15 protein-coding genes are annotated in these 13,015 nt (G+C 71.9%); 9 read left to right on the top strand and 6 right to left on the bottom strand.

Annotated features, from left to right (window positions below; all coding sequences use genetic code 11):
- Positions 1–50: 50 nt before the first annotated feature.
- Entirely contained in the window at positions 51–1,178 is a 1,128-nt protein-coding gene (locus ACZ45Z_RS08745) for an NADH:flavin oxidoreductase (RefSeq protein ID WP_468358278.1), read from the bottom strand.
- A gap of 214 nt (positions 1,179–1,392) precedes the next feature.
- Positions 1,393–1,791, bottom strand: a complete 399-nt coding sequence (locus tag ACZ45Z_RS08750) for a MarR family winged helix-turn-helix transcriptional regulator (RefSeq protein ID WP_468358281.1) — start codon at positions 1,789–1,791, stop codon at positions 1,393–1,395.
- Positions 1,792–2,087: 296 nt separating this feature from the next.
- Here ACZ45Z_RS08750 and ACZ45Z_RS08755 point away from each other — a divergent pair, with 296 nt between their 5' ends.
- A complete protein-coding gene (locus ACZ45Z_RS08755) occupies positions 2,088–2,864 on the top strand; it encodes a maleylpyruvate isomerase family mycothiol-dependent enzyme (RefSeq protein ID WP_468358284.1) in 777 nt (258 codons plus the stop codon).
- 201 nt (positions 2,865–3,065) lie between these two features.
- On the opposite strand, the gene ACZ45Z_RS08760 is transcribed toward ACZ45Z_RS08755, so the two are convergent.
- A complete protein-coding gene (locus tag ACZ45Z_RS08760) occupies positions 3,066–5,369 on the bottom strand; it encodes an MMPL family transporter (RefSeq protein WP_468358287.1) in 2,304 nt (767 codons plus the stop codon).
- Positions 5,370–5,604: 235 nt separating this feature from the next.
- On the opposite strand from ACZ45Z_RS08760, the gene ACZ45Z_RS08765 reads away from it, so the two are divergent.
- The 7 genes from ACZ45Z_RS08765 (at position 5,605) to ACZ45Z_RS08795 (ending at position 9,430) form a co-directional block, all read left to right on the top strand.
- Complete coding sequence (locus tag ACZ45Z_RS08765; protein WP_468358747.1) at positions 5,605–6,003, top strand: ArsR/SmtB family transcription factor; 399 nt, start codon at positions 5,605–5,607, stop codon at positions 6,001–6,003.
- Positions 6,000–6,236 carry a hypothetical protein gene (locus ACZ45Z_RS08770; protein WP_468358290.1) on the top strand — a complete coding sequence of 79 codons (237 nt, stop codon included), beginning with the start codon at positions 6,000–6,002 and terminating at the stop codon, positions 6,234–6,236. The genes ACZ45Z_RS08765 and ACZ45Z_RS08770 overlap by 4 nt, the downstream gene beginning before the upstream one ends.
- A gap of 38 nt (positions 6,237–6,274) precedes the next feature.
- On the top strand, positions 6,275–6,490 hold the full coding sequence (locus tag ACZ45Z_RS08775; RefSeq protein WP_468358293.1) for a hypothetical protein: 216 nt from the start codon (positions 6,275–6,277) through the stop codon (positions 6,488–6,490).
- 235 nt (positions 6,491–6,725) lie between these two features.
- Complete coding sequence (locus ACZ45Z_RS08780; RefSeq protein WP_468358296.1) at positions 6,726–7,103, top strand: LPXTG cell wall anchor domain-containing protein; 378 nt, start codon at positions 6,726–6,728, stop codon at positions 7,101–7,103.
- Positions 7,104–7,133: 30 nt separating this feature from the next.
- Positions 7,134–7,829, top strand: coding sequence for an RNA polymerase sigma factor (locus tag ACZ45Z_RS08785; protein ID WP_468358299.1), 696 nt, complete (start codon positions 7,134–7,136; stop codon positions 7,827–7,829).
- Entirely contained in the window at positions 7,826–8,437 is a 612-nt protein-coding gene (locus ACZ45Z_RS08790; protein WP_468358302.1) for a hypothetical protein, read from the top strand. Before ACZ45Z_RS08785 ends, ACZ45Z_RS08790 begins: the two co-directional genes overlap by 4 nt.
- Positions 8,438–8,581: 144 nt before the next feature.
- On the top strand, positions 8,582–9,430 hold the full coding sequence (locus tag ACZ45Z_RS08795) for a hypothetical protein (RefSeq protein WP_468358305.1): 849 nt from the start codon (positions 8,582–8,584) through the stop codon (positions 9,428–9,430).
- Between the two features lie 90 nt (positions 9,431–9,520).
- Here ACZ45Z_RS08795 and ACZ45Z_RS08800 read toward each other — a convergent pair whose 3' ends face one another.
- Positions 9,521–10,915, bottom strand: coding sequence for a glutamine synthetase family protein (locus tag ACZ45Z_RS08800; RefSeq protein ID WP_468358308.1), 1,395 nt, complete (start codon positions 10,913–10,915; stop codon positions 9,521–9,523).
- 398 nt (positions 10,916–11,313) lie between these two features.
- Positions 11,314–11,904 carry a helix-turn-helix transcriptional regulator gene (locus tag ACZ45Z_RS08805; RefSeq protein ID WP_468358311.1) on the bottom strand — a complete coding sequence of 197 codons (591 nt, stop codon included), beginning with the start codon at positions 11,902–11,904 and terminating at the stop codon, positions 11,314–11,316.
- On the opposite strand from ACZ45Z_RS08805, the gene ACZ45Z_RS08810 reads away from it, so the two are divergent.
- A complete protein-coding gene (locus ACZ45Z_RS08810; RefSeq protein ID WP_468358750.1) occupies positions 11,888–11,968 on the top strand; it encodes an ALQxL family class IV lanthipeptide in 81 nt (26 codons plus the stop codon). The genes ACZ45Z_RS08805 and ACZ45Z_RS08810 overlap by 17 nt on opposite strands.
- A 498-nt stretch (positions 11,969–12,466) precedes the next feature.
- Here the strand turns inward: ACZ45Z_RS08810 and ACZ45Z_RS08815 are convergent, their stop codons facing one another.
- Complete coding sequence (locus ACZ45Z_RS08815) at positions 12,467–12,973, bottom strand: MarR family winged helix-turn-helix transcriptional regulator (protein WP_468358314.1); 507 nt, start codon at positions 12,971–12,973, stop codon at positions 12,467–12,469.
- Positions 12,974–13,015 lie beyond the last annotated feature (42 nt).

Below are 13,015 nucleotides of genomic sequence, written 5' to 3' on the forward strand. Positions count from 1 at the left end.
CTCCACGGCTGCGACACGCCGCCCCCACCACGTACGGAGGTCGTTACCGCTCAGCTCAGCGTCTTCAGCGCCGCCGCGTCGTACGGCTTCAGCTCCGCCAACCGGTCCCCCAGGACCTTCGCCGCCCACTCCGGGTCCTGGAGCAGGGCGCGGCCGACGGCGACGAGGTCGAACTCGTCGCGCTCCAGGCGGTCGAGGAGGTTGTCGATGCCCTGGACCGGGGCGCCCTCGCCCGCGAACGCCCGGATGAAGTCTCCGTCGAGGCCGACCGAGCCGACGGTGATGGTGGGCCTGCCGGTGAGCTTCTTGGTCCAGCCCGCCAGGTTCAGGTCCGAGCCCTCGAACTCCGGGAGCCAGTAGCGGCGGGTGGAGGCGTGGAAGGCGTCGACGCCGGCCGCGGCGAGCGGCGTGAGGATCGCCTCCAGCTCCTCCGGGGTCTCGGCCAGCCTCGCGTCGTAAGCCTCCTGCTTCCACTGCGAGTAGCGGAAGATGACCGGGAATTCGGACGAAACGGTCTCACGGACCGCGGCCACGATCTCGGCCGCGAACTTCGTACGGGCCACGGGGTCGCCACCGTAGGCGTCGGCACGGCGGTTCGTCCCCGCCCACAGGAACTGGTCGAGGAGGTAGCCGTGGGCGCCGTGCAGCTCGACGCCGTCGAAGCCGATGCGCTCGGCGGCCTCGGCGGCCTCGGCGAAGGCGCCGATGACATCGTCCAGGTCCTGCCGGGTCATCGCCTTGCCGGCGCCCTCGGTGCCGTCGACGCGTATGCCGGAGGGGCCGACGGCGGGGGCGTCGGCGTAGGGCGGGTCGCCCTGCTTGCGCACCATGCCGATGTGCCAGAGCTGCGGCACGATCGTGCCGCCCGCCGCGTGCACGTCCTCGGCGACCTTCGCCCACCCCGCCAACTGCTCCTCACCGTGGAACTGCGGCACCCGGTCACTCTGCCCGGCCGACTCGTGGCCGACGTAGGTCCCCTCGGTGACGATCAGGCCCACACCCGCGGCGGCGCGCCGGGCGTAGTACGACCGCACGTCCTCACCGGGGACGCCGCCCGGGGAGAACATGCGCGTCATCGGCGCCATCACGATGCGGTTCGGGACGGTCAGGCCGTTCAGCGTGACGGGCCGGGAAAGGATCTCGGCCGCGCGGGAGGCGGCGGACGCGGTGACGGTCACGGGGGTGCTCCTCGTAGGTACCAGACGGTATGTGCAACGTGCATGGAATGCGTGTGGGGTCAACCGCCCCGGTGGTCACGGCATTCCGCCCGGCCGGTCGGCGACCCTGTGATCCCGATCACGAGCGGGCGGTTGTCGGCTCGGCCTTGGCGGCCCTCAGGCGGAGAGGGCGGATCAGGTGGACACGGTGACTGCCAGGCGGAGAGGGCGGCCGTCAGGCGGAGGAGCCGGTGGCGGGAAGGACGTGACTCAGCAGGCGCTGGAAGGCCCGCCGGTCCTCCTCCCCCAGACTTTCCAGCCCCGTGAGGTTGGACATCAGCTCGGCGCGGATCCGTCGAACGGTCTCCTCGCCCTCCTCGGTCAGGACCACCATCTTGACCCGCCGGTCAGAAGGGTCGGCCTCGCGGCGCACCAGACCACGCGCCCCCAAGCGGTCGACGATGCCGGTGACGTTCGAGGCGTCACAGGCCAGCAGGTCGGCAAGGGTCCGCATCGGCATCGGCCTCCGGAGCAGGCCGAGCATCTTGCCCTGCATCAGCGTGAGATCACGTTCCGCCGCCACGGCCGCGAAGTTCCGGTAGTAGAGGGCCGCGGCCTGCGCGAGCTGGTCCATCAGTTGCACGGGCGTGGGCGCGGGAGCCGTCGGCGACGGAGCCGAGGAGGGGGAAACCGACGACGGAGAGGCCGAGAGCGATGCGGGCGGCTTCGGGCGAGTCATGGCTCCACCCTAGGCACGATTACTTGACTCCCTCAACCATTGAGGATTACCTTCACCTCATCCTGATTACTTGAGGGTCTCAATGATGTATGACGTAAATCTCCCTGGATGGTGAGCTGCCCCGCGCGGCCGAGGCTGTGCGCGCCGAGGTCAGACCGCCCACCGGCCGACCCGCCCGAAGGAACGACACCATGACCACACGGCAGCACCCCCTCGACCACCGCGCGGCCGTGGCGGACGAGACCACCAAGTTCACCGCCGCGCTCCAAGGGGCCGACCTGGCCACCCCCGTACCCACCTGCCCCAACTGGACGCTGGCCGACCTGGTCAAGCACACCGGCAGCGTGCAGCGCTGGTTCTCGACCCTGCTGCACGCACGCGTCCAAAGCCCCCCGCGCAGCCGCGAGGTGGACCTTCGACTCCCGACGACCACGGACGCCTATCCCAACTGGCTGGACGAGAGCGCGGCCGTGGCCGCCGACGCGTTCGCGGCCACCGACCCGGACCTGTCGATGTGGGCGTGGGGCGCCGACCAGCACGCCCGCTTCTGGGCGCGCAGGATGCTCTTCGAGACCTTGGTGCACCGGGCCGACGCCGAACTGGCCCTCGGACGCACGCCCGCGATCGACCGCGCGCTCGCCGTCGACGGGATCGACGAGTTCCTTGTCAACCTGCCCTTCGCCACCTTTTTCGCACCCAAGGTGGCCAACCTGCGCGGGACCGGCGAGACGATCCGCTTCCGCACCACCGATGGGAACGCCGACTGGCTCGTCGGCCTGCGCCCCGACGGCTTCGGGATCGACCAAACCGGCGCCGCGGCAGACGTCACCGCGAACGCGACCGTCCAGGCGACCGCAGCCGACCTCCTGTTGCTCGTCTACGGCCGCCCGCACCTCGACACCGGGACCGTCGAGTACGCGGGCGACCAGGAGCTGTTGTCGCACTGGTTCGCCAACTCCGCCTTCTGACCGAGCACTTCGTCGGTGATCTCGGTGGCGTTTCCCCGGCAACCGCCCCGGACCAGTGCCAGGTCCGCGCGGGTGCCGGCGGATACGTCATCGGTCGCGGGACGGTACCCAGGTCTTCGAGGATCGGCTCGATGAGTTGCGGGCCCCGGCCGCCTGCCGGTGAGCGCGCGCGATTCGTGGTTGTCGAGCCCACCGAGACGGTTACCGACCGCCTCCACGGAGACCCGCGCGCAGCTCCTCGCGGGTGGCGCGAGCGTCCTCCGATCCGCCCCGCTCACTCCGGCCGCCGCGCTCCTGGGCCCGGCGCATCGCCGACGAAGGCCACCAACTCGCCTTCCCCAGAAGGACCAGCGCCGAGGGCAGGATCATGACGCGGATGACGAAGGCGTCCAGGAGGACGGCCACCGCGAGGCTGAAGCCGATCTGCTTCATCTCGGCGAGGTGCAGGAACATGAAGGCGGCGAACACCGTCACCATCACCACCGCCGCGCTGGTCACGACCTTGGCCGAGGACCCGATGCCGTGCAGGACGGCCTGCCGGGTCGCTGCGCCGCCCAGCGCCGCCTCTCTGATGCGGCTGACGACGAACACCTGGTAGTCCATCGACAGGCCGAAGAGGATGACGAAGAGGAAGAGCGGGACCCGGGAGCCGATCGCGCTGGTCGCCGAGGCGTCGAAGCCGAACACGGCGGAGGCCAGGCCGTGTTGGAAGAAGACGACGACCAGACCGAACGCGGCCGCCGCGGACAGCAGGTTGAGCACGACCCCGAGCAGACCGAGGACCACGGAACGGAAGGCCAGGGCCGTCAGCAGGAACGTCAGCAGCAACAGCATTCCGACGACCAGCGGCAGCTTCTCGTCCTGGTGCGCGAGGTAGTCCGTGTCATGCGGGACGTCGCCGGTGACCGCGTACTCCACTCCGGTGATCTTGCCGACCGTGGCCGGGAGATGATCCGTGCGCAGGTGGTCGAGTGAGGCGACGGCCTCGGGCGAGCTGAGCCGGTAGGGCACCGACAGCTCCATGACGCTGGTCCGCCGGTCCTTCGACGTACGCACCGGCTCCGACTCCTTGGCGAACAGCGGATCGGCCTGCGCCCGCTCCCGCAACCGCACGAGCGCCCGGCTCACCTGACCGGACCGTCCGGCGTCGGAGCGGACCACGACCCGGTGGCGGGTGCGCAGTTCCGGGAAGGCGGCGGTGAGCCGGTCGTAACTCCGCAGCGCGGGGATCTGCCGGGAGTGGCTGTCCTTGTTGAGGACCCGCAGCTCCATGCCGAGCGCGGGCGCGGCGAGCGCCAGCATCGCGAGCACCGACACGCACAGGGTGAGCACCGGCCGCTCGCTCGCGGGCCGCAGCAGCAGGCCCCAGACGCGCCCACCGCCGGCCGCCCGGCCCTCCGCCCCGTGCCGCGCGCGGAGCAGGGGCCGGCGGCCCTCGCGTCCGCCGGTCCGGGCGTCGCGGCGGGCCGCCCGCCGCTCGGCGCGTTGGCCGATCTTGACCAGCAGGGCGGGCAGCGCCGTCATCGAGCTGAGGACGGCGGCCACGACGACGATGATGGTGCTGGTCGCCAGCGACGAGAAGACGACGTCGGTGGCCAGGTAGAGGGTGGCGGTGGAGACGACGACAGCGAAACCGGAGACCACGATGGCCCGGCCGGACGTCGCCGCCGCCAGCTCCACCAGGGCCTGGGGGCTCAACCTGCCGTCCGAGCGGGCGCGTTCCTCGCGCTCGCGTTTGAGGTAGAAGAGCGTGTAGTCCACGCCGACCGCCATGCCGATGAGCATGATGATGCTGCTACCGACCCCGGCGTCCGGCAGCACGTGCGAGACGATCATCGACAGTCCCACGGCGGCGGCGATCGAGCTGAGCGCCAGCAGCAGCGGGACGGCCACCATCAAGGCCGAACCGAAGACGGCCAGCAAGGTGAGCAGCGTCATCGGCACGGTGATCGCTTCGGAGAGCGCCAGGTCCTCGTCGCGCTGGGTATCGACGCCGGCGCTGATCGACGGGCTGCCGGTCTCCTCCACCCGCAGGGCGCGGTGCTCGCGCCGCACCGCTTCCGTCTGGGCGACGAGCGGCGCGACGCGGTCGTCGGCGTCGGCCTCCGTGCCCCTCATGGTCACCTCGACGCGCAGTGTGCCGCCGTCGTCCGAGCGGACCGGCGGCGCGACCCGCGCCACCTGGGGCAGCCGCCGCATCCGTGCGGTGATGTCCCGGGCGGCCGCGTCGGCGGCGGCGCGGTTCAGCGGACCTGACCGGGCGGAGATCAGTACCTGTTCGACCGGTTCCTGGTCCACATCCCCCTGGGCCGCCAGGGTTTCGGCGCGGCCCGCCTCCCCTACGCGGTGATCCTCCCCGGTGGCCTGGTGGGTTCCCATCGCGAGGCCCACCCCCAGGCACAGCACCACGAACGCCAGCCATCCGGCCAGCGCGCGCCACGGATGCAGCGCGCTCCAGGCCGCCACCTTCACGGTGACCGGCCGCTTTTCCCCGTCGTACGTCACGGACCCAGCTCTCCTTCGACAGCACGCCGCGCCCCCCACTGGTGCACGTGTCAGTGGAGAATTACAGGTGTCGTAACGAGTCGTCAACTGACATCGCCGGCAGCCGCCTTGGGTGTGAGGGGCTCCAAGGGCCGCCGACCTGGCTTGACAGCCCGTCCCGCCATGCGAAAGTCTCCGCTGACAGGCGTGCAGGACGGTGAGGCTGACAGGCGTGCGGAACGGCGAGAAGGTGGGCATGAACAGCGAGGAGCTGCTGGCCCTGCTCGCCGCCGTGGGTCACGCGCAGCGCCTGCGGGTGATCGCCGAGCTCGCCGACGGGCGGCTGTACGTCAGCGAGTTGGCCCGTCGGCTGGAGATGTCCCGGCCGCTGCTCTACATGCACCTGGACCGTCTGGAGAAGGCCGGGCTCGTCGTGGGCCGGCTGGAGCTGTCCGAGGACGGCAAGGCACTGAAGTACTTCGAACTGGCCCCGTTCGAGCTGACGCTGAACGTGGCCACCGTCCTCGCCGCCCTCCAGGAGGACCGGTCCGGGGCGGCGCGGGCGCAACAGCCGGCGGACAGCCAGGACGCGAACGGCGCGGTGGAGCCGCCGGCCGCGGAGGGACCGAACGACCTTAAGGGGACGCGTACATGAGCGGCAGCACGATCATTCCGATAGCCATCCTCTTGATGTTCTGCGCCTCGGTCACCACGATCGTGGCCTCGTACTTCAAGCTCCAGCGTCACCGCGCGGACGCCGCGGCGCTAGCGGAGTACCGCAAGCTCGCCGAGCAGGTCAACGCCGGCCAGGAAGCGATGAGCGCGCGGCTGACGGAGCTCAACGACCGGGTCAAGGCCGTCGAGAAGCTGCTCCAGAGCGTCGGCTGAGACCGTCGGCGTCGCCAGGGGCCCCGGATGATGCGGGGGTGGGCGGCCCGCCCCCGGACGGTGCGGAGCGCGAGCAGCGCGACGGCGCGGAGCACGGGCAGCGCGACGGTGCGGAGCACGGGCAGCGCAACGGCGCGGAGCACGGGCAGCGCAACGGCGCGGAGCGCGGGCGTTGGACGATGGACGGGCGTCCCCCGGCGCGTCGAAAGTTTTCTCCACCGGTCGGCAACCTCGCCCCCCGCCGCACGTCGTGACGGGTGAGGGCGCCAACAGGCGCCGCCCGTCGACCGTGGAGCAGCCCACCGTGAACCTCTCGCACACCCCCCACCCCACGAGCCGTCCGCCGCCTCCGACGCCACCCGCCCCCTAGCCCGCACCCTGCTGCGTGGCGCGGCCACCACCGGCCTGCTGGCGGCGCTCGCCCTCACCGCCCTGTCCTCGGCCTCCGCCGCACAGGCCGACACGCCGTCACCGAAGCCGGAGCGCCCCGTGGCCGGTGCCGCCACTCCGTCCCCGACCACCGCGGCCCCCCGGCCGAGCGAGCCCCCGCGGCCGTCCGACGGCGGCCCGACCGCGGCGCCCTCGCCCCGGCCCACCTCCCCCACCGCTCCCGGCACCCACCCGACACCGAGCGCCTCCCCCACCGGCCCCGTGCCGACCCCCGGCGCCGAGCGCGGCGACAGCCCCCGGCCGGCCGACAAGCGCGCCGAGCGCCCGCGGCCGAGCGCCTCCCCCGCCGAGGGCCGCGACGAACTCGCCCGCACCGGCGCCTCCGCCACGACCACCCTCGCGCTGAGCGGCGGCGCGGCCCTGCTCGTCGCCGCGGGTGGCGGCGCCGTCCACGCGGCCCGCCGCCGGCGCGCCTGAGGCGCCCGGCCCGCCCGCCCCGAGGAACCGATGGAGCTCTCCACCCTCCAGCACAGCGCCCCGGTACGGTTCGCCGTACCGGGGCCGCGGCACGGCCTGTGGCAGTGGCTGCGGCGCGGCGTCCGCCCGGCCACGACGCGCCGGGAAACCCCGCACTCGGCGTACGCGCACCCCCTCGCCGACGACCAACCGGCGGCCCTCGGAGCGCGGTTGCCCGGACCCGACGGGCCCGCCGACCCGCCGCCGACGATCAGCGAGCTCTACCACGCGCACCGGTTGAACATGGTGCGCCTGGCCGTCCTGCTCGTCGACGACCGCGCCACCGCCGAGGACGTCGTCCAGGACGCGTTCGCCGCCCTCTACAAGCGTCACGGCGAGCGGCTCGACGAGGTCGACAACGCGCTGGCCTACCTGCGCACCGCCGTCGTCAACGCCGCCCGCTCGGTACTGCGGCGCCGGCGCACCGCCCGCGCCTACACGCCGCCGCACGAGGCGGACGCGCCGTCCGCCGAGGAGCGGATCGTGCTGGACGAGGAGCACCGCGAGGTCTTCGCCGCACTGAACGGGCTGACCGCCCGCCGCCGCGAGGTGCTCGTACTGCGCTACTGGGGCAGCCTCACCGAGGCCCAGATCGCGTCGACCCTCGGCATCAGCCGCGGCGCGGTGAAGTCGCTGGCCAGCCGCGCGCTGGACGCACTGGAAAAGATCTTGGAGGCGCGCTCATGAACGGCAGCGACAGCGGCGACGGAACGCCCGGTGACGACCTCCCCGCGCGTCCTGTGGAGGAGCGGCTGCGCCGGGCCTTCGCGGCGCGCGCCGAACTGATCGACATCCGGGACCTACGGCCCGCACGGCCCCCCGGCCCGCATCCGGGCCGCCGTCACCGGCCGTCTCCCAAGCCCTGGCTGCGCCGCTTCGGCATGCCTCTCGCAGCCGCCGCCGCGGCCACCGCCGCCGCGGTCGGCTACGTGGCGCTCACCCCCGCGACCCCGCCGCAACAGCCCTCCCCCGCCTCCTCCCCGGACCCCGTGCGCCCCTCGCCGCCGCTCCGCCCCACCGGCCCCTCCCCCCGCCCCTCCTCCCCGGACCCCACCCGCCGCGGCACCCCCTCCAACACCCGGCCACCGGGCACCGACCCGATCCGACCCCCGCGGCGCACCACGCCGGCCACCCCCACACCAGGACCAACCGAGCGGACAGGCCACCCGACGCACCTCCCCACCACAACCCCCTCACCGTCCCCCTCGGCCAGCCGAACCCCCCAGGGCCACACCGCCCCCGGCGGGGCGACGGCCTCTCCGACCACCAACTCGTCCGACACATCGGCCCGTTGATGTCCGAACGACCGTCGCCACTTCTGCGTGTTCGCCGCGTCGCTGCGCGTGCAGCGGTGATTTCGGAATGACGCGGCCCAACCTCCCCGAGGACGACGGAAGAATCCCATGCGAGGCGCTCCGCCAACCCCGAAACTGGAGGGCATGAACACCCTGTCGGGGAAGACCATCAGTCGGCTGATCCAGATCGCTCGCGAAGTACCCAAGCGGAATCTCCAGGACCTGCTGCTGGACTCCGAAGTCTGCGTGGAGCCGCCCGCCCCTTCTCTGGCCCGGCATGACGTGCTGACGAAGGCTCTGTTCGCAGCGCGGAGGCAGTCGAAGCGAGGCCGGGCAGAAGCTCACGGAGCGCTTCTCGCCTTCACGGAAGGGCTCGTGCGGTACACCGTCGATGCTCGCTCCGAATCCGAGGAGTGGGAACAGGAGCTCTGGCGCGGCCTCAAGGAGAGTCTTCGCAGTGACGGCTATGAACTTCTGGTGCTGGAAGGCGACGGGTCCGGCTGTTTCGGCAAGATCTTGCCCTACGACCCCAGCCCGGCGCCTCTCCACGAAGAGATCACCGTTCTCCAGGAGGAGCTTCTCGGTCGGGGCTACACAGTGGCTTCCGACCACTACGCGAAGGCCGTCCAGCACCTGGCCGACCAGGTTCACACGTCGGCGAACGCGGAGTTGCGCAGTGCGCTGGAGAGCCTGCTCGTCAGCCTGGCCGTCGAGCACACGGACTACGAGGACACGGGACGAGCCAGCCAGGCCGGCGGAGCGATGAGGAAACTCTGGGTGGTGGAGGCGAAGAACGCACCGCAACCGCCCCTCGAACCCGGCAGGCCCCTGCCCGCACGGGACGGCGGTCGCCTGATGGCGGGAGTCTGGGACATCCTCCACCCCGGCGGTTCCCACCCCGGCCCCTCCAACGCCAGGGAGGCGCGGATCCGCATGCAGTTGGTCACGGGGCTCGCCCTGTTCCTGCTGAGCCACTTCCCCGACCAGCGGTAGCCCGGAGGCCGAGAGGGCCAAGGCTTCGTACTCGCCCGCACGGGCCTTGTTCGGAGACCAGTCCGCACCGGCCTTGTGCGGAGACCGTGCCTAGCAGCCCTCCTGGCCGTACATGGTGCGTTCCCAGTCGGTGACGGCACCGCAGAAGCGGGCCCATTCGTCGGCTTTGAGGGACTGGTACAGCTCGGTGAGTTCCGGGCCGAGCGCGCCGGTGACGACCGGGTCGGCGGCGAACCGCTCCACCGCCTCGCCCAGGGTCAGCGGCAGTGCGGCGCCCGTGCCGCCGGTCGCGGTGGTGCCCGCTCCCACCTGGGCCGGTCCGGGGTCCGTCCGGTTCTTGATGCCGTCCTCGATGGCGGCGATGAGGACTGCGTGCGAGAGGTAGGGGTTGACCATGGCGTCCGGCAGTTTGTACTCCAGGCGTCCGTTGGCCGGGAGCCGGACGCCGCAGGACTTGTTGTCCATGCCCCAGTTGGCGTGGGTCGGCGCGAACTGTCCGGCGTGCCAGTACCGCTTGTAGGAGTTGACGGTCGGTCCCATGACGGCCGTCATGGCGGGCGTGTGGGCGAGGATGCCGCCGAGGGCGTGCCGACCGATGTCGGTGAGGTGCAACCGCCGTGTGCCGGGATCGGCAAGGACGTTCTCCTCGCCGCGCCACAGGCTGAGGTTGTGGTGGCAGCCGTTGCCCTTCCTGTTGTCGGCGGGCTTGGGCATGAAGCTGACGGTGACTCCGAGTTCGCGGGCGACCTGCCGGCAGATCTGCCGGTGGACGATGAGCCGGTCGGCGGTGCGGTCCGCGGGGCCGAACATCCAGTTCAGTTCGAGCTGGCCGGGGTCCTCGTAATCGCCCTCGATCATGTCGAGGCCGAGGGCCTGTCCGTAGGCGATCACCTTCTGGTGGACGGGCCGGTACCGCTCCAGGTGATCGACGTGGTAGGCGGTGCTGGTGTGCGGCCGGAAGCGGGGCTCCAGACCCGGCCCTTCCCAGGACAGCTCGGGTTCGCAGCCGCTGCGCACCTCCAGGCCGGTCCGGGCGGTGAAACCGGCGTGCACGCGTGCGAGGTTGCCACGCGGATCGGTGGCCAGGGGCCGGCCGGCGGTGCCCTCGGCGGCGTGCGCGGGTTCGTACAGCCGGCAGAAGAAGCGGGCCGTCCGGTTGTCCCAGGGCAGTACGGCGAAGGTGTCCAGGTCGGGCATCGCCGTGAACTCGGCCGCCCCGCACCCACCCCCCAGCAGGGTGCCGTGCCGGTCGGTGTGGAGGTCCGTCAGCCCGGTGCGGTGCAGTTGCACACCGCCTTCGACAGCGCGCGTCAGATGCCGCGCGGGAACCACCTTGCCGATGACCCGGCCCGTGAGCGTCACCGTCTGGTAGTACACGTACTCCACCCCGGCCTCGTCGATCCGGGACCGCACCTCGTCGGCGGCCTTGCCGGTGTTGCGCTCGCGGTGCCGGTCCAGCTCGTCCAGGTCTTCGGCAGTCGTCATGAGTTCCTCGCAGCGGGAGAAGGGAGCGATCGTGACTCTTCGTACCCGGATTGCCGCGTTGAGCCACTGGGCAACGCCGGGCCGGACGGCGTCGGCCCGGAAGGCTCCCGGCGTCGCCGAGTGAATCTCACGTGGCGCGGCGTGCTGCCTGTGAGGTGTTTCCGCTGGTCATAGACGCTTCCTGGGCGCTGCGGTTTGGATCGGGGCAACAAAACTCAACGGCCGCCCACGCAAAACGCTCGGCTGGGAAACCCCAGCCGAGCGTCTGCCTTCCAGGCGCTCCGCCGGGGCCGCTGATCCGCTGCCCACCTTCACTGTTCTGCGGGGCCGCCCCCGAGACACCCGGGAGGTGGTGCGGGCGCCTGCCGCGCTGCCGAAGTCCGGCACGCGCGGGCGGTTCACCGTGCGGCGGCCGCGGCGGCGCCGGTCATCGCCTGGGGGAGTTCACGGCGTCCCGAGATGCCGATCTTCCGGTAGACGGCGGAGAGGTGGAGCTCCACGCAGCGGACCGACACGTACAGCTCCTGCGCGATCTGGCGGTTTGTCGAGCCGCTGGCCGCCAGCACGGCGACCTTGTGCTCCTGGCGGGTCAGACCGTGGCTGGTGCCGTGCCGCTCCGGGCCGGTGGCCAGGGCGTGGCCCGCGTATTCCGCCAAGGGGGGCGAGGAGCAGTCGCGTGCCAGGTCCACGGCCCGGCTCAAGTGCTCCGCGGCGGCGTCCGGCCCGTTCTGGTTCCGGCTCAGCAGTCCGAGGGAGAGGACCGCGTGGGCCAGTGCCAGTCTGGCCGGCGACTCCTCCAGCCGGGAGACCGCGTCGGCGAGCAACGACAGCCCTTCCGCGCCGCCGGTGGCCACCCCCAGCGCGTGCAGCGCCACGCCCACGCCCCGGTTGGTGCCCCACTGCCGCGCGGCCTCCAGTCCGGCCTGCGCCAGTCGCCGCGACCCGACACCCGCACCCGAGAGGAGGTGATCCGTGAGGGAACTCGACATCGAAGCCCTGCAGATGCTCACCGGCGACGACCCCGTCGCCCTCGACGACTGCAACTGGACCTGAGGCTGGCTCGGCGGGTACGACACCACCCTCGGACCAGGTGCATCCCAACTCGCCAGCGGCGAACGTCAGTTGATCGCGCTGACCAGGGTCAACCTGTCCGCGGCGAGCATCGTCGTCCTGGACGAGGCCACCTGCCATCTGGACCCCGCCGCCGAGGCCCGGGCCGAGCAGGCGTTCGCCGCCCGCGAGGGAACCCTGATCGTGATAGCCCACCGCATCACCTCCGCCCGCCGCGCCCGCCGCGTCCTGCTGTTCGCCGACAACGGCCCCCTGGCGGGCACACACCCCGAGCTGCTTGCCACCTCCCCCCCTCTACGCCGACCTCGTCGGCCACTGGAACAATCCACAAGAGTCCGACGAGGACGACGCCCTCCCCGTCAAGGTCGCGTAGTCCCCACCCTGCGGAGCACCGGGCCCGGTCGCCTCGACCCCCCACACGGATTCGCCCCGAGCGGGGCGGCCGGCCCCATCTGCCTCACCCACGCTTGGCGACAACGATCAGCGGGGTCGGTCCACGCTGTCGCCGAGCGACTCCAGCAGAGCCCGCAGCGCATCGGCCAAGGTGTCGCGTTCGGTTGTGGTGAGCGCGGCGAGCAGTCGATTCTCGGTGTCGACGTGGTCGGGCAGTGCCTGGTCGATGAGGGCGCGACCGTCGTCGGTGAGAGCGACCTGGACGCCGCGGCCGTCCGACTCACTGGGGATACGCGTGACCAGGCCGCGAGCCTCCAGACGGTCGAGGCGCTGGGTGATGGCCCCCGAGGTGACCATCGCCGCCCGCATCAGCTCGGTAGGGGTGAGGCGGTGCGGGGGATCACTGCGACGCAGGGTGGCGAGAACATCGAACGAGGCCGCATCGAGCCCGTGCGAGGCGAACGTACGGCGCAGCTCGGCCTCGACCAGTCGGGAGAGCCTCTTCAGGCGCCCGATCACCGCCATCGGGGACGCATCCAGGTCAGGGCGCCGCGCGGCCCACTGCTCCAACACACGGTCAACGTGATCTGCCATGATCCCAGCCTAGCCATTCCCTTAGCGTTAAGGTACTTTACC

Source organism: Streptomyces sp. NPDC031210 (genome assembly GCF_055570395.1).